23 protein-coding genes are annotated in these 23820 nt (G+C 43.3%); 7 read left to right on the forward strand and 16 right to left on the reverse strand.

Going from position 1 to position 23820, the window contains the following annotated elements:
* The first annotated feature begins 150 nt into the window (after positions 1-150).
* Entirely contained in the window at positions 151-729 is a 579-nt protein-coding gene (locus K0625_RS04435; RefSeq protein ID WP_220108550.1) for a nucleoside triphosphate pyrophosphohydrolase family protein, read from the forward strand.
* 104 nt (positions 730-833) lie between these two features.
* On the opposite strand, the gene K0625_RS04440 is transcribed toward K0625_RS04435, so the two are convergent.
* Together K0625_RS04440 and K0625_RS04445 are read right to left on the reverse strand one after the other, a co-directional pair.
* Positions 834-2879, reverse strand: a complete 2046-nt coding sequence (locus tag K0625_RS04440) for a prolyl oligopeptidase family serine peptidase (protein ID WP_220108551.1) — start codon at positions 2877-2879, stop codon at positions 834-836.
* 257 nt (positions 2880-3136) lie between these two features.
* Positions 3137-4168, reverse strand: a complete 1032-nt coding sequence (locus K0625_RS04445) for a trypsin-like serine peptidase (protein WP_232846908.1) — start codon at positions 4166-4168, stop codon at positions 3137-3139.
* A gap of 855 nt (positions 4169-5023) precedes the next feature.
* On the opposite strand from K0625_RS04445, the gene K0625_RS04450 reads away from it, so the two are divergent.
* Complete coding sequence (locus tag K0625_RS04450; RefSeq protein WP_220108553.1) at positions 5024-5386, forward strand: group I truncated hemoglobin; 363 nt, start codon at positions 5024-5026, stop codon at positions 5384-5386.
* A 59-nt stretch (positions 5387-5445) separates the two neighbouring features.
* Here K0625_RS04450 and K0625_RS04455 read toward each other — a convergent pair whose 3' ends face one another.
* From K0625_RS04455 to K0625_RS04510, 12 genes are all read right to left on the reverse strand, one after another.
* Entirely contained in the window at positions 5446-6144 is a 699-nt protein-coding gene (locus tag K0625_RS04455; protein WP_220108554.1) for a DUF4336 domain-containing protein, read from the reverse strand.
* Positions 6145-6279: 135 nt separating this feature from the next.
* The gene (locus tag K0625_RS04460; protein WP_220108555.1) at positions 6280-7383 is read right to left on the reverse strand and encodes a hypothetical protein; all 1104 of its coding nucleotides are present in this window, start codon (positions 7381-7383) and stop codon (positions 6280-6282) included.
* Between the two features lie 139 nt (positions 7384-7522).
* Positions 7523-8383, reverse strand: coding sequence for a 4-hydroxybenzoate octaprenyltransferase (gene ubiA / locus K0625_RS04465; protein WP_012327074.1), 861 nt, complete (start codon positions 8381-8383; stop codon positions 7523-7525).
* Between the two features lie 93 nt (positions 8384-8476).
* The gene (gene uvrD, locus K0625_RS04470) at positions 8477-10642 is read right to left on the reverse strand and encodes a DNA helicase II (protein WP_220108556.1); all 2166 of its coding nucleotides are present in this window, start codon (positions 10640-10642) and stop codon (positions 8477-8479) included.
* A 459-nt stretch (positions 10643-11101) separates the two neighbouring features.
* Positions 11102-11773 (reverse strand): hypothetical protein, encoded by a 672-nt coding sequence (locus K0625_RS04475; RefSeq protein ID WP_220108557.1) that lies wholly within the window; start codon positions 11771-11773, stop codon positions 11102-11104.
* A 296-nt stretch (positions 11774-12069) separates the two neighbouring features.
* Positions 12070-12495, reverse strand: a complete 426-nt coding sequence (locus tag K0625_RS04480; RefSeq protein WP_220108558.1) for an FRG domain-containing protein — start codon at positions 12493-12495, stop codon at positions 12070-12072.
* Positions 12492-12671: an FRG domain-containing protein gene (locus K0625_RS04485; protein WP_220108559.1), complete on the reverse strand. Its 180-nt coding sequence runs from the start codon at positions 12669-12671 to the stop codon at positions 12492-12494. Before K0625_RS04485 ends, K0625_RS04480 begins: the two co-directional genes overlap by 4 nt.
* A 676-nt stretch (positions 12672-13347) precedes the next feature.
* On the reverse strand, positions 13348-13704 hold the full coding sequence (locus K0625_RS04490) for a RidA family protein (protein WP_220108560.1): 357 nt from the start codon (positions 13702-13704) through the stop codon (positions 13348-13350).
* A 141-nt stretch (positions 13705-13845) separates the two neighbouring features.
* Positions 13846-14250 carry an NUDIX hydrolase gene (locus K0625_RS04495; protein WP_220108561.1) on the reverse strand — a complete coding sequence of 135 codons (405 nt, stop codon included), beginning with the start codon at positions 14248-14250 and terminating at the stop codon, positions 13846-13848.
* 192 nt (positions 14251-14442) lie between these two features.
* On the reverse strand, positions 14443-15375 hold the full coding sequence (locus tag K0625_RS04500; RefSeq protein WP_012327082.1) for an SPFH domain-containing protein: 933 nt from the start codon (positions 15373-15375) through the stop codon (positions 14443-14445).
* Positions 15372-16304, reverse strand: coding sequence for an SPFH domain-containing protein (locus tag K0625_RS04505; protein WP_220108562.1), 933 nt, complete (start codon positions 16302-16304; stop codon positions 15372-15374). Before K0625_RS04505 ends, K0625_RS04500 begins: the two co-directional genes overlap by 4 nt.
* Before the next feature lie 54 nt (positions 16305-16358).
* Complete coding sequence (locus K0625_RS04510; RefSeq protein WP_220108563.1) at positions 16359-16820, reverse strand: NfeD family protein; 462 nt, start codon at positions 16818-16820, stop codon at positions 16359-16361.
* A 358-nt stretch (positions 16821-17178) separates the two neighbouring features.
* On the opposite strand from K0625_RS04510, the gene K0625_RS04515 reads away from it, so the two are divergent.
* Positions 17179-17931 (forward strand): outer membrane protein OmpK, encoded by a 753-nt coding sequence (locus tag K0625_RS04515; RefSeq protein ID WP_220108564.1) that lies wholly within the window; start codon positions 17179-17181, stop codon positions 17929-17931.
* Positions 17932-18029: 98 nt separating this feature from the next.
* On the opposite strand, the gene udp is transcribed toward K0625_RS04515, so the two are convergent.
* Positions 18030-18788 carry a uridine phosphorylase gene (gene udp, locus K0625_RS04520; RefSeq protein ID WP_220108565.1) on the reverse strand — a complete coding sequence of 253 codons (759 nt, stop codon included), beginning with the start codon at positions 18786-18788 and terminating at the stop codon, positions 18030-18032.
* Between the two features lie 325 nt (positions 18789-19113).
* On the opposite strand from udp, the gene K0625_RS04525 reads away from it, so the two are divergent.
* Positions 19114-19335, forward strand: coding sequence for an HP1242/YdcH family protein (locus tag K0625_RS04525; RefSeq protein WP_220108566.1), 222 nt, complete (start codon positions 19114-19116; stop codon positions 19333-19335).
* A 66-nt stretch (positions 19336-19401) separates the two neighbouring features.
* On the opposite strand, the gene K0625_RS04530 is transcribed toward K0625_RS04525, so the two are convergent.
* Entirely contained in the window at positions 19402-19866 is a 465-nt protein-coding gene (locus K0625_RS04530) for a hypothetical protein (protein ID WP_220108567.1), read from the reverse strand.
* A 207-nt stretch (positions 19867-20073) separates the two neighbouring features.
* Between K0625_RS04530 and K0625_RS04535 the strand changes: the two genes are divergently transcribed.
* The 3 genes from K0625_RS04535 to K0625_RS04545 all read left to right on the forward strand — a co-directional run bounded on the left by K0625_RS04535 (position 20074) and on the right by K0625_RS04545 (position 23805).
* Positions 20074-20907, forward strand: coding sequence for a mechanosensitive ion channel family protein (locus tag K0625_RS04535; RefSeq protein WP_220108568.1), 834 nt, complete (start codon positions 20074-20076; stop codon positions 20905-20907).
* 523 nt (positions 20908-21430) lie between these two features.
* On the forward strand, positions 21431-22456 hold the full coding sequence (locus K0625_RS04540) for an outer membrane beta-barrel protein (RefSeq protein WP_220108569.1): 1026 nt from the start codon (positions 21431-21433) through the stop codon (positions 22454-22456).
* A gap of 395 nt (positions 22457-22851) precedes the next feature.
* A complete protein-coding gene (locus K0625_RS04545; protein WP_220108570.1) occupies positions 22852-23805 on the forward strand; it encodes a LysR family transcriptional regulator in 954 nt (317 codons plus the stop codon).
* Positions 23806-23820 lie beyond the last annotated feature (15 nt).

The raw sequence follows: 23820 nt of genomic DNA on the forward strand, positions 1-23820 counted from the left end.
AAATATGTAGCAAATGGTTAGCTAGAGTTTTAAGTGTGAGTAGAGAGAATCTCTCACTCTATGTAAGAGGCTGAAATCCGCTCTTTCATTCACCTCCTCATTTCACTAACATACGCCCTAAGATGAGAGAAGATTACCCAAGGCAAAGACATGAAATTTACCGCGCTCACTCAGCCACTTTATGATCACCTTTATCGTGACATACTCCAGTTTCGCTCCACATTCGATCTACCCAGTGAAGATGAAGCTACATTGGATGATAAGGCTGACACCTTACATACCTCGCTGGCCATCGAAGAGCTAACTGAACTTGCCGAAGCTGACACTCGCATCGAGCAAGCCGATGCCATTGTGGACTCTGTTTATGTGCTTATGGGTCGTCTGGTTCACCTTGGTGCTTCACAGGTTAATGACCGCATTGAGATCAGTTATATCATCGATCTTCTGCTAAATGTCGCTAAAAACCGCGAAATTGAGTTCATTACCTGTTGGGATGAAGTCCACTCAAGCAACATGAGCAAGGTCTGTCGTAATGAGAAGGAGCTAGCTGAAACTGTCGAGTTTTACGCTAAGCAAGGCGTTGAGATTGTTGGTAGTCAAAAAGGCGATTTCATCATTGCCAAGTGCGCCAAAGATGTCGATATGGCTGGTAAAGTCGTTCGCCAAGGCAAGGTACTCAAGTCGGTCTATTACCGCCCAGCCGATCTGGCTAAGCTAGTCAAAGCCTAAAGTTTCAAGCTTCAAGCTTCAAGCTTCAAAAACAGAAAAGCACTTCGATTGAAGTGCTTTTTATTAGTCTAAAGATAGCGACTTTTTTGAAGCGCTATCTCAGATTACTTACCACCAGGTTCAGCAAACTTAGTCATCCAATCTTCAACTTGGTTATACCAATAGATTGAATTATTTGGCTTCATAATCCAATGGTTTTCATCAGGGAAATAGATCATTCGAGACTCTACACCTCGTGTTTGCAAGGTACGGAATAGCTCAAAACCTTGGCCTACAGGTACACGGTAATCTAGTTGGCCATGAACCACTAAGGTTGGAGTGTTGAAGTTTTTAGCACCATAGTGAGGAGAGATGTCATTATAGAGCTCAGGCTTATCCCAGTAGTTACCAAACCTAGTGCTGTGTACAGAGAAGTCCGCCGCCATTTGCGAGTACATGTTATAAACCGCAGCATGGATGAATAGGGCATTAAATGGGTGCTCTTGGCCCAAAATAATTGAGGTTAGGTAGCCACCATAACTAGCTCCCCCCGCCACTAATCGCTCATCATCAATCCACTCTTTTTGAGTAAACCACTGTGTTGCTTTAAACACATCTTCCAATGATTTATTTTTCCAATCGGGATTTATACTGTCAGCAAACTCTTGGCCAAAGCTGTTTGAGCCATGGAAGTTAGGCCAGGCGGTAACATAGCCCCAAGAGGCAAATGTCTGAGCGTTCCAACGGAAGTGGAAACCATCAGAGATCGCACTATGTGGCCCTCCATGGATCAACATCATCAAGGGATACTTTTTGCTAGAATCAAACCCAGGCGGATAATGAACCCACATCTGTATATCTTGGTCGTTGTAGCCTTTATAAGTAACTGACTCATAAGTTCCCATGTCGACATCGGCAAGAATATCGTCATTGAAGCTATCCAAACGTGTGGTTTTACCATTTTTAGGGTTGATCTTAACCACTCTAGCTGGATAGAGGAAGCTATCGTTAGACGCGACTAATGTGCCGTCTTTAGCAATTGAAGGCCTACCAAAATTGGTCTGTTGAGTTATGGCTTTTACCTTGCCATTTTTGCCATTGATATGGAAAATTCTGCGAGTAGCAGCATCATCGATTGCCGCATAAAAACCTTTACCATCAGCTGTCCAGCTAAAGCGAGCCACCGAACGGTCCCAATCGGCAGTGATATTTCGCTCTGTGCGCTTTTTCACATCAAGCAAGATCAGATTGGCAGTATCGGCATAGAAGCCATGAATAAGCTGACGGGTAAAAGCTAAGGTTTTACCATCAGGACTGAAGGTTGGACTCGTATCTGGGGCGTTATTTTTTGCCGTTAAATTTTCCGCCTTATCACTGCCTATCTTAGCCATAAAGATATCGATTTTTGGATCGACTCGATTGTCCCAACCATTACTGTTAAAGGCGATAAAGCGCTCATCAGGCGAAATATCATAGTTCGCAGCGCTTTGAGATGAACGAGGCAGTTGCTTATTCATCACTTGTGTCACAGCTTCAACCTCCCCTCCTTTAGCTGGAATACGGAAAACATGGGCTTGACGATCCTCCTCAATCCAATGGTCAAAGCTCGAATAGGGTAGTGCATTCCACTGACGGGCAGACACTTTATCCTTTTTATTCGCTGTTAACTGCTCAGCCATCTCAGGCCATGTTTTACCTGGGAAAACACGGCTAATAAAGTAAACATGTTCACCTACCCATCGCACCCCTTTGACACCACCAGGAACATCTGTGAGTCGCTGAGCTTCACCTGCCCTATCCATAGGTAACAGGTATATCTGCCCATCCTCATCTTCATCACGCTTACTCACAAAAGCAAGCACCTTGCTATCAGGAGAGAACACAGGCTCACTCACCCGCAAGCCTTTGGCAGTCAAAGGACGCTGACTAGAGCCATCTTTAGCAAACAACCAAAGCTGTGTTGCTCCTTTATCTTCAGGAACATCATATTGAGTTACAGAAGCAATAATGTACTCGCCATTGGGTGAAATTGTGGGGCTTGCGATGCGATTTAGCTGCCACAACAACTCAACCGACAGTCGTTTATCATCCACAGGTTTAGCCTGCTCTGCATATACAGGTGCCAGCGGCATCAAGATAGTACAAAGCAGTAGCAATCCGACTTTCTTCACGGGTCTTCTCCTTGATTAGATTATTGTTTTTTTCTTGTCAGCACAGGAAGTCAGTGTAACCAATGAGAGGTATTTATCGGACCAACATAGACTGAACGAGAGGCTTGATAACTCTAACATATCAACGTTGGCTATCGTCATGCATAACGATTAAATGAAACTTAACGGGAGGGATAAAAGAGATATGACTCACTATATAATGCCCACCAAACGGTGTGGCAGGCATTAATCTTTAAGATAAAAAACCGTCAATCAAGTTATAAACAGCCGTAGCTATTACAGAGTACTCTAAAGTTATTACTGGTGAATCTTGGCCCCACAAAGCTCTGACCAAAAGTCCCCTTTTTGGAGGGGCCGCTGACCACAGAGTTTGCCTGATTACCACCAGATACATATGGAGTGAACTTTCTTAACCAAGGGCCACCACTTGCGCCATAGGTCATATTACAACCCATACCAATGGCATCAGTATCATCCTTAAAGGATTCAGCAGCACAGGTATTACTGTATTGACCTGAGCCTAAATTCCCTGGATAACCAAATGAGAATAGACTTTGCTCAAATGACTGACCATAGGCATATCCCAAATTACCCACCATGCCATTAGGGTTGCCACTTAATCGGACTAACGCTAGATCATATTGGCGGCTACCGACATTAATCCAGTTAGTGAGAACGATGGCACTGGTCCAGTTATACTGGCCATACGGCTTATTACCGTACCTCTCAGCAGGTGCAAACACTAAGTTTGAATGCCAACCACTACCACGACTATAAACACAGTGAGCAGCTGTCAGTAGTACATTATTTTTCAGCATAGATGCACTGCAGTAGCTACTACTACCACTCGGCGTATTAAAATAGAGTTTTCCCATGGTTCGCCAAGGGTGATATTTCCAAGATTGGGAATATTTATTGGCTGGATAGCCAGTATACAGATCGGGCTTAGCGGCAGATTTGGCATCATAATCACTGCTAGAGTACTCCTCAGTGATCACCATCTCCTCCATCGCTTTCCAAGCTTCAGGATAGAGAGCTTTAGCATCATCGTTGGCCCCAAAAGGCGCCAATTGACTATCCGCAGAGCCTGAGCCACCAGAGATTATCTCCTCTTGTGCGGCCTTAGAGACAACATATTCTGGCCACTCCATCGGTGTGGCTTGGTCCATTTTTAACTGCTTCTCAATTGAAGCTGCAACATTTTTTGGTGCCGACTTCTCCTTTACTTCTGATATATTAATTAAAGATGTATCTGCATTTGCGATTCCAGAACCGAAAAGCAGAGACATATATATTCCCACACAACTACATACTATAACTTTATGATTGATTTCCATAACTAGCTTCCTTCTAAGTTAATAAATAATCAATTGCATATCCTTTTGCTTGGCCATACATCCATGACATAAGCTATTTAAACTATTTTTCAGCGGGTTATAACCACTAGTATCTTATATTATTTGAATTATAACCAAAGCTAAGGTGAAACCGCTCAATAACAATGACTTAAGTTGATAAGTAATTTATCCTGTATTACCATTAACATAAGCCTACAACTAAAGTTGTTACCAAGAAGTATCTTGCAACAATTTAATAGAACATAAAAACAGAATAAAACACATAATATAAAAGTTATTGAATTATTATTTTATTAATACCTAATAACTTGCTGCAAACACAATTAAACAAAAGAAAAACCATAAAACTAAATAACGACAGTCAAATGTATTAGCATTTAATACTAAAAGATTAATTAAAGTATTACCTATATTTTGCTAGATTAAAATGAATACTTCATTCAATCTATTTAAGCTGATTAACCGAATAAGCTAAATCACATATCTATGGAGAGAAGTTCTGTATCTTCCTTCACAACCGCTCTACCCAAGAGCCCTTAACTTTAGCTAAGACCTTAAAAGAGGGCGTAGAGAGAAACCTTCATTGGCCAAGGGCTAAACTGAGTGGAAGAACAGGGTCATGGCTCAAACCGCTCCTCAGGTCACATGATACTCTGTGATTAAAAACAGGTTTATCCGCTAATAACTAATCTTCTCTTCACGCTCAAAAAACCATGCTAACCTCATGGACAATAGCTAAGCTTAAAGTTCAGGTATATTTTCAGTTAAAAACTAAGAGAGAATATTATGAATGGTACCAGCCTTTATGACCGCTTAGGAGGCGAGGTAAAAATAGCCCAAATAGCAGCCGACATCTTTGATACTCATAGGGATAACCCTACCATTGCCAGCCGCTACAAGGACTCAGACAGAGATAAAGTGATTAAAACTGTGACTGAGTTTCTCTGCTCTGGAACGGGAGGCCCTCAGGAGTATACAGGGAAAAACATGACCGACACTCATAGGACAATGAACATCAATGAGCGTGAATACCTCGCCGTTATCGATGACATCATGGTCGCTCTGGAAAAAAATGATGTGGGTCAACAGGAGAAGCAGGAGTTATTGATGGTCGCCTATTCACTAAAAGGAGAGATCATTGGTGTCTAGTTGTGCCTACAGATAACCTTACACTTATACACTAGGTAGGGTTATCTCACTAGGTCAGTTCAACGAATAAAACGCTCGACCAACCCCGCAAACACACCTTTAGCATCATCCGTTATCACATCCCCATGGGTCACAATAATTTTATCGAAATCCCACTGCTGAATATTCTTGATAAAGACAGAGAAAGCCAACTTATCTTTAATAGTAAAACCTAACTTAAGTGGCGGGGCAACGCAGGCTCCCTTAAACCCTAAAGGCCTAAATACGCAGCGGGTCATGACACCAGCAAAGCCAGAGGGTATCTCATCACTGTGGTTTTGAATGAGATCGGTCACAATCAAGGAACGGCTAGATTTATGAAAAAAGACCGACTCATTGAACAGCTCAACATTGGGCATAAATTCACGTTCAAAATCATCACACCAGATATTTTCAAAATGCTTTTCAAGCACCATATAATTATCCAGCTTCACTTTTTTAGGGATCCCACCGCTGACATATAACTCAGCCTCAGGATAAGCCGCTTGCCAGGCAGACAACCAGATATTATGCCCATTAGCGGCTCCGACGATAAACGTCACCTTACCCAGTTCATCTATCTCAGCTTGTAACTCAGGATTAGGCTTTGTTGGCGAATGTAGCCAAAGACCACCACAACTCAGCTTCACAATGGTCATACGTAGCCTAAGCTGGATCCCACCTAATGGCATACTATCTTCGTGTGCCCATATATTTTCACCTAGCTGCACTAATGACATATTAACCCTTAGTTTTAACGTGACGTAACGACTAACCTACCTAGAGATTCAATTAAAGAACAGAGATTAATGGTAAACAGCCATGAACAGCTTTGTATTATTTACCTTCGATTTTTAATAACCAATTTTTCATGTTTAAGAACCTGAACTAAGCTCTGCCGATATTGCAGGGCTATCGCAAGCTTGGAGCTCCTGTGTCGTTGAGCCATCTACCGATAGAGGCACGCCTGACTGATTGGCTATATATTGCTGAAAATATTCAACCAATGCTTGGGGATCGGCAAGCTGCATATCGATGCTATCGACCTGCTCAGTAAGCTGGCCCAAACCGCCAAAATAGGTCTGTGGCTGATGAAAGCTCAACTTGATATTGCTACTAGCACCATAGCCAAAATGCAGCCCCTCTTTATTCTCCTTCCTAAAGTACTCACCTATCTCAATATCGGCGATGTCGGTTAATTTAATCGACATAAAGCCCCATACACTATTGTTAATAATCAAGTTATCGTGCTGGCTATAGAGTGAGTAGTGTCTGGAGAGCCTATAGTTTGCCGTTACCATCACTAGGCTATAGCTAATAATACTGGCGACAATAATGGCGGCTAGCTGACTCCAAGGTTCAATAACAAAATAGGCTAGAGACGAGGTAGCCAGAGTCCCTAATATCAACATAAACCAACACCAAAGAGAGCTTGAACGTAGCTTTAGAGCCGTGATGGCAGGGACATGGTTACGTGATAGGTAAGGGATGGCGTAGTACCAGCTCGCAGGCTCTGAGGCCATAACTAATGCCAGAGAACGTTTCTTATCATCTTGCTCTTGAAAGGTCTCTAAAATATGAACCCTAGGATCGCCAGATAGGTTTCGCGCTTGCCATAACCCCTTTACGATACTCACCATCAAGAACAACTGAATAGCCAATAACACAGCAATAATCGGGTAACGTAACCAGGCAATAAACTCAAAATAGCCGGCAATTTCAGCTGGGAAACTCAGCCTTGCCATCAAACTACTGAGACTAAATATTAGCAACATCTTCCACAGCTTCTGCTCACCGACTTTAATGATACAAAACCAATAACTGAGTGGTAGCAAGATAAAGTAGAGTACTGAAAAGCCAATAACCAGTCTCAGATTCAGATCGCCATCTAAGCTCTCAGGTAGAAACTGAAAGCCGAGGGAGTAACTCACTATGGTACTGATGAGAAAGATAAGTCTGAACTTTACGCTACGCCTCATAAAGGCTCCTTGCGAATAGATGTTGACGCTATGTTACAGACTTAACCAAGCAGCCTCAAGGGAGGAAATTAAGCGAAAAGAGGAGTAAAGAGGGGGTGAACATTGAGCAACGAATATAAGCTCAATGTTCAACTAAACCTTAGACAAGATAATCAACACCAAGAGCAACAAACAGGCTCAATCCCGCCCAATTATTATTCAGAAAGGCTTTAAAACAGGGAGCGCGCTCTCGGCCATAGATAAGCTTCTGTTGATAGAGGCTAAAACCAACAAAGGTGATAATACCTAGAGCATAAACCAAGCCACGATCAGCAGCCCAACCAGCGATAATGAAACAGGCAAGCGCTGCCAGCTGAAACAGGGCAATAACTTGACGGTCATACTTACCAAATAAAATGGCGGTAGATTTTATTCCCACCTTAAGGTCATCATCTCTGTCGACCATGGCATACATGGTGTCGTAGGCGACTGTCCAGCACCAGTTAGCCGCAAATAACCACCAAGCTTCCGCTGGCACAGTCCCAGTTTGCGCCGCATAGGCCATGGGGATCGACCAGCTCCACACCACACCGAGAAACATCTGCGGCATATTGGTAAAGCGTTTAGTGAAGGGATAGATGATGGTGAGTATGATCCCCACAAAGGAGAGCTGCACCACTAAAGGGTTGAGCATTAAAACTAGGCCGAAAGCGATAAGTCCCATCACCACAAAGAGGGTTAAAGCCTCTTTAACAGAGACCTCACCACTGGCCAAAGGGCGAGATTTAGTTCGCTCAACATGGGAGTCGAGTTTACGATCTGCGTAATCGTTAATGATGCAGCCACAGGCTCGCATCACGACTACGCCGATAATAAAGATCACTAAAACCTTAAGATCAGGCATGCCACCGGCCGCTAACACTAGCGCCATCAAGCAGGGCCACATCAGCAATAAGGTACCGATTGGACGGTCCATGCGGGCCAAACGTAAGTAGATCTCTAATTTATCCTTCACACTCATCTAGGCTCTCCTAAAACCGCTTCGGCCTTTAACGTATCGATCTAAAAAATCATACAACATTATGACTGACACACATCGACTTGCAATCGCTTTCTAGCAGGTTTCAAGCCTTGCATAAGCCACCACCAGCCACTTACTGCCCACATCGAAAAAGTTCACCTGAACTCTAGCCTGCGGACCACTTCCCTCAGTACTGATCACCTTACCTTCACCAAATTTAGGGTGCATCACACCTTGTCCAATCTGGAAGCCCGACTCATTCACAACGGTTGAGCGGGTAAATGAAGGTTGAGCGCGAGAAGGCGTGTTCACCTGAGTTTTCAAGCGGATCTCTTCCACATGCTCAGTGGGGATCTCCTTGATAAAGCGTGACGGTCTAGCAAAGTTTTCACGACCATAGATACGACGTGTTTCCGCATAGGTGATGTACAGTTTCTCCATCGCGCGGGTCATGCCCACGTAACAGAGGCGGCGCTCCTCATCGAGTCTGTCACCCTCATCCATCGCCATCTGGCTCGGGAAGATCCCCTCCTCAACGCCAGACATAAACACCACAGGGAACTCCAGACCTTTTGCCGAGTGCAGCGTCATTAACTGCACCGCATCGGTAAAGGCATCGGCTTGTCCTTCACCGGCCTCTAATGCCGCATGAGATAGGAAAGCATTCAGCTCACCCATATCTTCATTCTCTTCCGGCATCACAAAAGTACGCGCAGCTGTCACTAGCTCATCGAGGTTTTCAACACGTGAACGTGCTTTCTCGCCCTTTTCAGCCTCATACATGCTCTTAAGGCCAGACTCTCTGATCACATGATCTGTGGTGCGATGTAAGCTCAACTCTTCAGTGTCTTGCTGCATCTCAACAATCAGATCCATAAAGCCACGAACCGCATTGGCCGCACGTCCGCTAAGCAGTTTCTCCTCCAGTGCGCGCAAACAGGTTTGCCACAAGGTGAGCTCTTGCTGACGAGCGGTAGCACGCAGAATATCTAAGGTTCGACCGCCAATGCCACGAGCTGGTGTATTGACCACACGCTCGAATGCCGCATCATCGTCTTTATTGTTAATCAGACGCAGATAGCTCATCGCATCTTTAATCTCTTGGCGCTCGAAGAAGCGAAGGCCACCATAGATACGGTAAGCTAAGCCTTTATGCAGTAACGCCTCTTCCAGTACCCGCGACTGCGCATTGGAACGGTAGAGGATCGCACAACTACTTAAGTCACCGCCCATATCATGCCAATCACAGATACGGCCGACGATAAATCTCGCCTCATCCATCTCATTAAAGGCGCAGTAGATAGCGATCTGCTCGCCATCTTTATCTTCGGTCCACAGCTTCTTACCTAACCGCTCTGGGTTATTAGCAATCAGCTCATTCGACGCCTTAAGAATATGGCCAGTAGAACGGTAGTTCTGCTCCAAACGTATGGTGCCAGCCTTGGGGAAGTCCTCTAAGAACTTATGCAAGTTCTCCACCTGAGCACCACGCCAGCCGTAGATAGACTGATCATCGTCACCGACTATCATTACGTTTGCACTGTCACCCGCTAGCACGCGGATCCACGCATATTGAATGGCGTTAGTATCTTGGAACTCGTCCACTAAGATATTTTTAAATCTGTCTTGATAATGCTTAAGCACATGGGGCTTATTGAGCCAAAGCTCATGGGCACGCAGTAAAATTTCAGCAAAGTCCACCAGCCCAGCGCGATCGCAAGACTCCTGGTAAACCTGATAAATTTGCAGCAGCGTTTGCTCAATCGGAAAGCCACCCGCATCGATATGCTTAGGTCTTAATCCCTGATCTTTCTTACCATTAATATAGCCCTGAGCCTGACGAGGCGGATACTGCTTCTCATCTAAATTCAAGCTTTTAAGGATGCGTTTAATCAGTCTTAACTGATCGTCAGAATCGATGATCTGAAATGTCTGGGGCAGGTTGGCATCTTGGTAATGAGTGCGCAGCAGACGATGAGCTAAACCGTGGAAGGTACCGATCCACATGCGTCCCATATTACTACCGCTCACCTTCTCCACACGTTCACGCATCTCAGCGGCAGCTTTGTTGGTAAAGGTTACCGCCAAAATAGAGTATGGACTTTGCTGTTCAACCTGCATCAGCCAGGCAATTCTATGGGTTAATACCCGAGTCTTACCACTGCCAGCACCCGCCAACACCAACATACTGGATTGCGGTGCACCAACGGCTTCACGTTGTTTATCATTCAGGCCGTCAAGTAAAGAAGATACGTCCATTATTGCCTCCAAAAAATCGAGGATGCAGTATAGCAGGAAGAGCAACCCATAACCTAGAAGTGGTACTTGTCGGATAACAAGTTTGAAGTATCTTTTTATGTTTCATTGGGGGTTTATTGGTGTTTGATGGTTTATAGGTAACCATAACTCCGATGGTGTTTATTGCTTGCAGCAGGCCGATGTGTAAACACTTCTGCGGGACGCTATAAATATGTCCCTATACGCTCGACGGTGGCATCCTTGCCACCAACGCCCACAGCTGCATTCACACCTGATTGTTTATCTCTTCGATTGAGGTTTTGGGCTATTACTCATTTTTGGACAGAAATGCTTTAGTGTAAAGGGTCTAAAGGTAGGTGATGAGATTAGTACATTTATGGTGTCCAAAGAATGGTTACATTGACCCCATATATTCATTTTGGTCAATTTTCTACGACCTTTTTATTTAATAACACATTGTTATAAAAATGCTTTCTTAGTCATGACTTGTTCGGTCGGCATTTTATGTGCTTCATCAACTAAATCTTTGATTGATAATCTTATTTCATTTTGAAAAGCCATATACTTCTCATAAGTCTCTCCAGTGTAAGGCAAGTCAGGATTACGCTTATTTTCCAAATGATGCGCAATATGCCACCTTGTTATACATAATATTTCGTAGAATGAAGCTAAACGGTCAAACCATAATCTCCTGTGTTTCTCGTCTACTGAGTTTGGAGACAGAAAGTGAGCTTCTGATGCTTCAATATTCTTCAGTGTTAAGTACTCAATAGAAGCATTTATATCCTTAATATAATGATGAATTAGTTGATAAGAGCGGCGTTGAGATGAGCTTAAATCACTAGCAACCTCTTTATAATAATTGTCAAATATATAAGAGCCTACGGGCAGCGGCATAGAACCTGAATGCAACTTATGAACATTCATAGTTAACTTTTGACGACAAATTGCTATTGCAGAGTCTAATGAGGTATCTATATCCACCAACTCTTCCAACAAAGCTCTTTTGAAGCAACACTTGTTGTGTCGATACTTCCAGTAAAGAACCAGTTGACCAAACATTAACGCCACAATGGCAGAAATAAGAGTAATTATTAGTTTTTCATTTGTTAGTAGGTTATCTATATCCATTCAGTTTCTCAAATTTAACAACAAAGCCTATAACACCGCAGTCAACTCCGTAGCAGCCTAGTTCGTTTTGTTCTGTACACAAAACATGGCAGATTGCGTGGTCTTGTAAGCGTCCATCTAAAATTCCAGTTTTGCTATACATGAAGATACTCTTAGATTTCCTGTTACTATTGGATCATGTTTAAAAGACCTTACTTCTGCCGCGACTCCAGAAAGTCCTGGATAGATAAAAGAAGTAGACACGCCCAACTTCTTCAATCTATTTCTTAGCTCAAGCTTCCACGAACCTTTGATTGTTAAAAATTTACAATTTTCAAGTTGAAGCTCTCCATACGGATTACAGGACAAGAGAAAACAGACCTCTGATTTAAATAGCGTTGATCGCTGTATTTTGGTCTTACGAAAATCACGTCACCTTGCCTTGGTTGGATAGCAAATAAACTCGAGGGACTCTTATTGTGCTCTTCGTTGTAGTTAGCAGTGGTGTGATCAAATAATTGATACTGATCAGAAACGCGCTCAGGCACTGCATATATACCACCATCAGTAGCATCATCTTTTTCCACAGCAAAATATAAAGCAACTAAAGGATTAGTTGACCAATCGAGCAATCGAGTTGGCAAACTGTAATGCTGTGCAAGAAACAACCACTCAAACTCACATGTGGGAATTTCTGAAGATGGGATAACAGGAACTGAAAGCCTTTTAAACTCAACCATCATATCCCTTTCCACAAATGAAATATCCCCCCAGTGCCATTTTCAGTTCCACGTCCTATTGATGGTATTAACTTATAAGACTTATTACTTACTCCACGAAATAGGAGTTCACTGGCACCACTATTATGGGAGAGCAATAAATTAAATTCACTCCAAAAATCTTCTAATTCTTCATTCATACACAACTCACAACTTATACTTTCCTATAGCATCTTACGTACACTATCGTGCCTTTCCCTCTTTAATTATCAGGGAGTTAACATTAGCGGTATTGATGTTCTACTGATTTCTTTCGTTATTGATACATGGATTATATTTGCCAAATTTGCAATTAGCTTATTGTTTACCTTTTTACTCCCAAACAGGAGATCGCAGCAATTAAAAAGATGAGTAAATAATGTAAAATGGCTTAAAAAATGCGCATCCATAATTTAAATGTTAATGAGACCAGCTAAGGCTGCGGCTTTACATAATCCCCATTGGAAGTTGCTGAAATACGTAGTTCAAAATGCTGTAGAGCCATCATGGATGATGGCTCAGGCTCGGAGTTACATGGATGTAGCATCTGAGTCGCTAAGCAATTTTAAATGAAGTATGAGGCCCGTATTCAATGCATTTAACTTCGCTGGGGCGTCATAGGTGGATGCAAGGAGGATGAGGACGAGCAGTCCTCCTTGCCCAGTGTGGTATGGAATACCACGACTTTAATTTCAAACGAAGTTTGAACAAAGATATGATATAGATAAAAGTAGATAAGATACGAGCTTCAAACACTTTCTCAAATACTTACTCAGCCAGAAGCTTAATCTAAAAAATGTAACTAGCCTTCATTCGAAGGCTAACTAAAATCGTTGTTTATGCAATCTTCTCTGCTGCAACCACTGAGATCTCAACTAACAAGGCTTCTCTGGCCATCTTAGCGGCAACACAGGCACGTGCTGGAGCGTGACCTTCTGGTACCCAAGCATCCCAAACTGCATTCATCTCGGCAAAGTAGGACATATCTTTGACGTAGATGGTGGCCGATAGGATATGTTCTCTGTCACTGCCAGCTTGAGCCAGCAAAGCATCCACTTTTTCAAGCATGCTTGAGGTCTGCTCGGTAATACCTTGCTCGGCATCTTTACATACTTGGCCACATAGGTAGATAGTGCCGTTGTGCTTGACGATACGGCTCATTCGAGTTGCTGTTTCTAATCTTTCGATGCTCATAATTTTCCCAATCTATTTTCAATCAATGGCGACATTGAGGAGTACGATGGCAAGATAGTAACGGCATGGTCTTCATTAATCGAGAGTCAAGGAGATGAAATTACCCATGAAGCCCATATTTGCGATCTCAAACAGTTCAAACTAAAACTTATCACTCATCACCTGACCATCAAATGCCAAACACTGACGCACCCTGCGTTGCTGCACAGCAGAGAGATTTTCAACAGCTTCAAATTTGAATTCAGAGTGCTCATCGCTGAGCGTGATTAAACTGATATCTTCAAGTTCACAGCGAAAAATAAAAGCCTGAGAGTCGTAAGCTTTGTGATAATAAACCCCACTGAGGTAGTTAACTTTAACCTCACAACCCAACTCTTCTCGGCACTCTCGCAGTAGGGCTTCATGTATGGTTTCGCCAACATCTAGCGCGCCGCCAGGTAATCCCCAGTGCTTGTCACCATAGGTGGCTTTAAGCAGAAGTACCCGATTCTCACGATCAAAAATCACAGCGTGGCTACTAAGTCGAAATTTATCATCGAATGCCATACAAAAACCCTTTTTTATTATCGTTAACTGGCAAGCAAAGTAGCACCAATCTTGTTCACAATAAACTTTGTGGAAAGGGGCGTGTTTTCAAGTGAGGTATAGCATGGAGTTTGTCGTTTCCGAATTTGAAATATCGGAAGAGTAGATAAAAGTAAGCGGCGTTATTCGCCGCTTACTTTAAGTATATTTAGCTTATTTAGTCTCTTCCAGACCGATACTGTCCATCCAGTGTTCAAAGTCCATCAAGTTCCCAGGCAGTACGACCTTGCTGCCATTACTGCTTAGGCCGTCAAACTGTTTAAGATACTCAGCACCTAACTGCATACGCACAACGTTTTTACCGCCCGGAGCTGCAATGACTGCGGCCATACGTTCGATAGAATCAGCGGTGGCTCTGGCGATGGTAATGATCTCTTCGCCTTTACCTTCAGCTTCGTTAATACGCTTTTGCATCTCACCTTCAGAGATATTGATCATCTCGGCTTTGATACCTTCAGAGCGGTTGATCTTACTCTGCTTGTCACCTTCACTCTTGGCCAGCAGTGCACGACGTTCACGCTCTGCGTTGACCTGCATCTCCATGGCGTTTTTCACCGTCTCCGGCGGGGTAATGTTTTTTATCTCATAACGGTGAACGCGTATTCCCCACATGGCACCGGCTTGATCTAACACCTCAACCACTTTGGCGCTGATGACATCTCGCTCCTCAAAGGTACGATCCAGATCTAGCGTACCAATCACTGAGCGTGTGGTCGTTTGCGCCAGTTGAATCGCTGCATAGCGGTAATCCACCACCCCGTAGCTGGCTTTAACTGGATCCATTACCGAGATGTAGATAACGCCATCGACTTCGACATTCACCTCATCACTGGAAAAACACTCCTGTGGCGGCACATCTATGGTCTCCTCTTTAAGATCGTGAATATAAGCGACCTTATCCACAAAGGGAATTAAGGCATGAAAGCCCGCGTCTAAGGTGGAGTGATACTTACCCAAACGCTCTACGATATACGCCGATTTGGTCGGCACTAAGCGGATAGATTGAAAAAGCTTAATGACGAAGATGGCAAAGATAAGCCCCCAAATACCCAGTACGATTAAATCTGTGTCTATACCTGCAATCATGAGCGTGCTCCTTTCACTGAATTAGACCCAACGGCATGAGTCACCTGCTCCATCCCCTCAAAAAATCCCTCAAGTTTTGCCATCTCTGCTGGAACGACTGATATATCGGCATCGTTCAATATCTTGCCAACCTGACCGATAAACTGCTCCTTAAGCTGCATATTCATCGCTTCATTACCACCCTCTAATGCCAATGCGCTCGATACCAACTCCATCCCCTCAGCCTTGGCTTTAGCCACGATACTGATCTCCTGAGCCGTACCTTTTGCTTCATTAATTCGCTTCTGTTTTTGCCCCTCAGAGATGTTGATCGCCTCCTGACGTTCACCTTCAGAGAGGTTAATCATGGCGGCTTTTTCAGCGTTGGCTAAGGTGATCTCAGCACGTTTACTCCGCTCCGCTTCCATCTGCTTCTCTAAGGTATGTATCACCTTACGAGAGGGGGTGATGTTTTTAATCTCATAACGCAACACCTTGATACCCCATGGATCTGAGGCTTTATCTATCTCACGTACGATAGATTCATTCAGGCTGTCTCGCTCTGAGAAGGTTTGACTTAAACTCAGCTTACCTATCTCTGAGCGCATCGTTGTTTGTGCTAAGTTCACCGCAGCAAGGCGGTAGTTCTCAATACCGTAACTGGCTAGCTTGCCATCCATTACTTTAAGGTAAACTAAGCCATCCACCTCAAGTTGAGTATTATCCTTGGAGATACAGCTCTGAGGTGGTACGTCGAGCACCTGTTCACGAATTTCATGCTTGTAAGCGACACGATCAAAAAACGGGATAAGAAAATGAAAGCCCGGTTGTAGGACTGTACGGAACTTCCCAAGTCGCTCAATCACATTAACCTCACGCATTGGTACGATTAACAGCAGCTTATAAAGAATAAAAAAGACAAAAAGTACAAATATGGTAAACACAAACATAGATCCTTTCCTTATTTGTTTGTTGCACCCGGCAGGTGCTTTTATTAGATGAGTTTATTTTGCTTGGTTGACGGGTTCGACAATCAAGCCAATATTTTCGCGGCAGATAATTCTGACCTGAGTACCGACAGCTATCTCACTGCCGTCACCAAGCGCCGACCATTCGGTTCCCTGAAATTCGATACGCCCGGCATGTTGAGCAGGCCCAATGGACTCTTTGACTGTGGCGATTTGATTGTAGATATCCAACTCCTCATCTGTGTTATCCACATGTGAGTCGCCGCCGACCAGTTTTTGGGTTAGCCCTCTAAAAGCGAGTAATAATACAATAGAGGCGATAAACCAGAGCGTGAGACTTTGTACTAGCCCTTCAACTAGGCCAATACCCAAGGCCGATGCCACCACTAAACAGGCGCCACCAAGCAAGATCACTATCCCACCAGGTATCACCAGTTCGGCCAGCATCAAGATCAGTCCAATACATGCCCATATAATAATGGGATTTGTTAACTCCATATTTCCCCCTGAAATGTGAGTAACGAATGCGAATGACTAAATCCACTATATCAGTTGAACATAGCTTTTACGACATAATATGTCACAAAATATCCATTCTAAGTGTAAATCACCAGATTAATCTCGCTTATATCCTAGGGTGAATCAGATAATAAACAAGCAGAATTATTAACCTTGAGTTAATAAAAACAAAGAGATAGAAACCAATAACACTTTGTATCATACGTTAAATACTCTATACTTCCCCAGCCTAAAATTTGAACTGTTCCACTCTGCCCATAAACAATGCATCACAGAATGCAGTGGCAGGAATAAATATGGTCCAGTATTACCCTAACTCTCCAAAAGGTAGATAACGATGAACAAGAAATGGCTTGCTCTAGCCCTATTTATGACGCCACCAGCCATGGCCGACGATCTTATTCAGTGGTGGGACATGAGCATTACCGCTATCCATGGTGATAATTATGATCTAGCACCATCAGAGAAACAGACCACTTTTACCTTCGAAACCGCGGGTGCATGGAGATACGGTGACTGGTTCGCTTTTCAAGATCTGGTCTACTTCAATGGTGATAATGCAGGCAAAGATAACACCACCTATGGCGAGATATCTGCGCGTTTCAGTGCCGGCAAGATCACAGGAAACAATATAGAGTTCGGTCCTATTACCGACCTGTCACTTGCGCTGACACTTGAAGAGGGTGAGGGTCCAGTTAAAAGCTTCCTCTACGGCTTGGGCATGGATATCACCATCCCCTACTTTAGCTATTTCAACCTCAACACCTACCGTCGTGAAGCCCTCAGCAGCGATAACATCAGCGACGGTTGGCAGGTAACCCCAGCTTTCAGAATGGATTTCCCTGTTGGCAGCTCAAATATTGTCTTTGATGGTTTCTTCGATTGGGTATTTTCAACTGATGATGCAAGTTATGAGACAAACTTCCATTTTAATCCTCAACTAAAATACGATCTTGGCGCGGTGATTCTGGGCGAGCATAAGAAAAATAAGCTCTTCGTCGGTATCGAATACGATTACTGGAAGAATAAATACGGGGTGAAAGGGATCGATCAGAGTACCTACTCAGTTCTGGCAAAATACCATTTTTAATACCAATCAGTGTAATGCATTAAAAATGCTATAAAAAAGGCGCCTAGAGCGCCTTTTTTATCTTCAATCAGCCTACTGCGGGAGGCTTAAAATGAAAATTAAGCTAATAGCTTCTTCGCTGCCGCAACGACGATAGAAACAGCACTTACCTCTGTCTTCTTCATAGTTGCTTCATCAGGGATCTCTTGCTGTGTACGGTTAACTATCACACCGGCAACACATGCGGCGCGCCAACCTTGAGAGGCACACATAGTAAATAGTGTCGATGACTCCATCTCATAGTTAAGCACTCCCAGATCCTGCCACTCCTGCATAGAGCCCTTAAACTGACGAGTCACACGACCAGAAACCGTATCGTAACGCTCTTGTCCTGGGTAGAAGGTATCAGATGAAGCTGTAATACCGATATGTGGCTCAAGACCCGCATCACGGCTCGCGGCAACCATAGCCGTTGTACACTCAAAGTTTGCAACAGCTGGGAACTCCATAGGCGCAAAATGCAAGCTAGCACCATCTAAACGCACCGATGCTTGTGTCACAATCACATCACCGACGTTCACATGTGGCTGAATAGCGCCAGTTGTGCCAACGCGCAGGAAGGTATTCACACCAAGTTGAGCCAGCTCTTCAACCGCAATAGAGGTAGATGGACCGCCAATACCCGTTGAACAGATAACCACAGCTTTACCATCGATATAAGCAAGATAACTGGTATATTCACGGTGGCTAGCAAGGAAGGTGGCTCCCTCCATTAGCTCGGCAATTCTTTTTACTCGCTCAGGATCACCCGGTACGATCGCTAGGCTAGCCCCATCCAACATTTTTTTGGTCAGTCCTAAATGGAATACATCTGACATTATGAAAACCCCTTTCATTTTAGATTATAAAATTCTTCTATTTTCGACTTTAACCTAGTATCGAAGCCAATAAGGTTAACTTGATCACACTTTTCTGGGCAATAGGTAAATGTTTTGCTGTAATGCAGTTACTAAAACTCAGATCGAGCATCAAGATAAAAAGCGTTTATAAGCAGAGGTTTTCATCTGATTTTCCTCTTGCCACTAGCAGTATAAATTGTTTAAAAACAATGGAAGTTTTGTTGACTCATATCACATTTCTCGCTCAAAAATCGCGCTAGTTTAAAGGTGAACCAAAGAATAAACAGAGAAAAGGATTGAAGCTATGTTTCCAGAATACAGAGACCTCATCACTAAACTAAAGACGGACGACGCCCACTTTTTAAAGGTGTTTAACAAGCATAACGCATTGGATGATGAGATTAAGGAGTTAGAGCAACATAGCTCAACAATCTTTACCAATGAGGTTCAAGAGCTTAAAAAGAAAAAGCTGCATATAAAAGAGGAGCTACACGCCATTTTAAAATCGGTTAAACCACAGCCCTAACCGTTTTAACAATATAAAAACGGGTGCCATGCGCCCGTTTCTATATTTCAACTCTAAACAAGATTATTAGCGTAGTGCTTTAAATAGCTCCTCGCCGGAGTCAAAGTGGCTCACCTCTATCACTTTCAGGTTATCCAAACGAATAAGACTGGCTCTGTCTTTCTCAGCCGGTAGCAATTTAGTCACCTCCCCCTCTTTATCCAATCCAATAGAGAAAGGCAGATCTTTCATCTGAGGGATCGCAACAAACTTGGCGATCAGAGATGGCATACCACTGATGTCTGCAAGGTAAACTTGAGTTGCTGGCACGGCTTTATCGGCAGAGATCTGCTTATCCAATGCCTCTTTTATTAAATCACCACCCGCCATGCCACGGCTAAAGAGTATGACATCTGTGTTGACGTCGACTACTACACTCTTTTCAAACTGGTCGTCTAACTGTATCGGCGTCACCTGATCGCCGGCTTGATAAAATGATGCCTGGGCTAATGTAACAAAAAACATACTGCAGATAAGAATAAGGGCTCTCATATTTGTTCTCTTAAATAGTAAAAAACAATAGCCCCAAGAGTAACCGACTCCATATAAAACCACATTAGTATAAAGATTGATTCATGATCCTCTTCACGCAGAATATGCCGATAAAGAGCCACAACAAAAAATTCAGTTCCAAAAGAGAGAAATATCAGTAAGCTAAACTTAACGGAAAAAAACAGCTAAGTATCAATAGGACGACACATGAACGAAGGCCAGTTAGAGCAGGAGCTGCAACAACTACAAGGTGTTTATACCTTTCTCTATGAATTTTTAGTTCAGTACAGCTTCCAGATCATAGGCGCGATCTTAATATTCCTCCTTGGCCTCTGGGTCGCAAATAAGGTTTCAAATCTGGTTGCCAGCCAACTGAAAAAACACAATATCGATATCACCCTAAGCAACTTTGTCACTAACCTGCTAAGAATATTGATTATTGTCATGGTGGGTATTGTCGCACTGGGTAAGCTGGGGATCAGTATCACCCCTATGGTTGCCGCTATTGGTGCCGCATCGCTGGGCGCGGGTTTGGCCCTGCAGGGGATGCTCTCTAACTATGCGGCTGGCATCACCATTATCGTTACCCGCCCCTTTGTTGTAGGTAACACTATTAGCATTAGAGAGGTGACGGGAGTTGTACAAGATATTTTTCTGGGCATGACGGTACTGATTAATGAAGAGGGTGAACAGATCAATATCCCCAATAAGCACATTGTCGGTGAGATATTGCATAACTCTTTTGCTAATAAACTGGTCGAGACCAATTTCAATATCAGTTATAAATCCGATCCCGATAGTGTCATTGCATTAGCTACGGAGGTAATCAGCCAATCTCCCCGCGTCTTTCAAGAGCAAAGCCCCCTTATCGGGATCAACGACTTTAATAGTATCGGCATAGAGATAAGCATACGCTACTGGGTTCCCACAGATACCTACTATCAAGATAAGTACCAAACTAACCTGGCAATCTATCGCGCATTATTAGCTGCAAATATAGAGATCCCCTGCCCAGTAAAAGAAGTACATATAGAGAAGTAATAGCAATCTATAATTATCGACAAGGGAATAACCATTATCCTCAATCACTGCCTTGTTCAGCTATCCTACGGGAGCTCTGAAACGAGCATCTTGAGGTAGCTTGGGTATAAAGCTGGTGATCTCGGTATTATCCAGCTCTATACCCTGGCCAACATTCAGACCAATAATTCAAAATACTTATTAATAGCGGCTTTTATCGGCATAATTGAATCAAGCTAACTCTTATCACTTATTCTATTCATCACTTCATCAGCCTGTTTTCAACCCTCTCAATTACAACAGGTTAAATCATCACCCTGTCCTCAACTGCTGAAACTCAGGGGCTTTCAGCACAATATCTGTGGCTAAAATATATAAAGATTGCTTAATTCAATCTTAATAAACCTCATTAAAAGTTTAAAACTCATAACTAAAACAAATAATCATTATAAGCGATACTCTATCGATCCTTACCAAGAATCCCCCCAAAATACGCCCCATAGAAAAACAAATGATTTTTAAATTTCCATAGGGAGCACAAAAAATGAAAAAATCACTTCTAGCTATCGCATTAATGAGCACTTTCTCATACGCCAATGCAGCAGACGTTGATAACACTTGGTACATCGGCGCAGGTGCAGGCCAGATCAACTATGAGTCAGTAGATGCAGTTAGTCATCTAGGTGACGATAGCGACTTAGCATGGAACGCTGTAGTTGGTTACCAGTTAAACAAATATTTCGCAGTCGAAGCTGGCTGGCAAGATCTTGGCACTAATGATGATACTCATCTTTGGGGCGGACTTGACGGCGCTCAATCTATCGACGTAGATGGCTTCACTCTTGGCTTAGTCGGTACACTGCCACTAAGCGAAAAATGGTTCCTAACCGGTGAAGCTGGTGCTTATCAGTACCACTTAGCTCACCAGATGAATGCTGACAAATATGTTAGTGCAACTGATACCGCGCCTTACTTTGGTGCAGGTGTTGGCTACAAGATCACTGATTCATTAGAAGTTTCAGCTAAATACCGTCGTTTCGCTAACATCGACGAGTCAGCTTGGAACACAGCTAACATGGATGCACAAACCGTTGGTATTCAAATGGTTTACCGTTTCGGTGTTAAACCAACGCCAACAACTGCAGCGGTTGTATTACCAGCAGTGATCAAAGAGACTAAGCCTGCACCTCGTCCAGAGCCTGTGTATGAAACTAAAATAGAGCAAAGCAGTGTTGCTGTGCTATTTGGTTTCGACTCTTCAAGCCTAAGCAGTACAGCTAAGGCGAAATTGGATGAAGTGATCCGTCTCTCTAAGCAAAGCGACAACGACACCATACTGCTAAATGGTCAATCAGATAACCAAGGTGACTCTGCATATAACCAAAAGCTATCTGAAGCTCGTGTTCAACAAGTTGCAGACTACCTCAATGCTAACGGCGTTGAAGTACAAACATTAGAGCAGCAAGCAACTGGCGAGCAAGATGCACACGCTAACTCACGCACAGATCGTGCTCTTGAGCGTCGCGTTATCATCACTCTAACCAGTGAAACCCAAGTAGTGGTATCTTAATCCCCATTTAAGATATTAACAGCGCCAAGGATTGCTTGTGTTAGCGCACATAAAATATCAGAGTCATATGGAACCCGATAATTCTATGGATAGAATGCTCTGATATTTGGATGGATTCATGGGTAAACAGGGAAGCTTGAGCACAGGACCTTGCTCCACCCAAAAAACAAGCAGGAAGCATACTAGCAACAGGATTTGTTAGCTGAAAAGGAGTTCAGGCTAAGTAGAAATATTACATGAAGTAATACCGATCTCGTCGGCTTCATCTTCTCAGATGAAGGAATCAGTTTGTGATCCCAAAGGCCATGGAAGGCCTTTTTCACATCACCATCTATGCCAATACTTTTATTTCATCTATAGTCGACTCGTCATCAACTCCCCCTTAGAGCTAGTTAATGCCTTTAGAGAAAAAAATCGATCAACTTAAAGATTGCGATCTTAACCTGTTAATCGCTCTCTCTGTTTTGCTGAAAGAAGCCCATGTCACTAAGGCTGCAAAAGAGCTAGGGCTTTCACAATCGGCCATGAGTCAAGTACTTAAACGTCTACGGCTTATGTTTGAAGACCCTCTGCTGGTTAAAAGCCATAACGGAATGACGCTCACCAGTAAGGCTACCGCTATTGAAAGCGAGCTCAAGCCTCTTCTCAACCGCGTTATCAGTATTCTTGAGGGAGATAGATTCAACCCTGCAACGGCTCAAGGCCGTATCCGGGTTATGATGAACGATGTCTTAGCTCAATTATGTATTACTCAACTGATCTCCGAATTAGATAAACACGCTCCAGGCATTGAGCTCGAATATGTCACCCAAAAAACCGATGGTTTTAAGATGCTAAGGCGTGGTCATCTCGATCTTATTGTGGGCTTTTACGACTCTGTGCCTAAACCCATTCGCAGCCAAGCGATATCAAGGTACCCCTGGCAGTTAGTGACGTTAGATCCCCAAGCCAATGAATATATCGACAAGATACATAATGGCCAGTACGTCATAGAAGAGAGCCCCTTTAAACTCTTAAGATACCAATATCAAGAACATAATCAGGTTCATATGATCAATGCGCTCAAGGCAATCAATGCTGAGGAAGCTTCCTATGCATTGACCTCAGGCTCTTTAAGTACCATGACCCAAGCGCTAACAGCGCCCTATACCGTCACCTTGCTGCCACACTATTCGGTAAAGATTTTTGAGAAGCATAAGGCTGAGGACTTTATCTGGATAGGGGATACCATAGAGTTAGATCTCAAGGTTTGCTGGAACGAGCATAATCGTAATCTAAAACTACAGAGATGGTTCAGACAACTGATCTCCTCCATTTTAATAAAACAGTTAAGCAACACAGAAGTATGAAGAATCTCATATATT

This window comes from Shewanella nanhaiensis (assembly GCF_019457885.1).
Classification (GTDB): Bacteria; Pseudomonadota; Gammaproteobacteria; order Enterobacterales; family Shewanellaceae; genus Shewanella; species Shewanella nanhaiensis.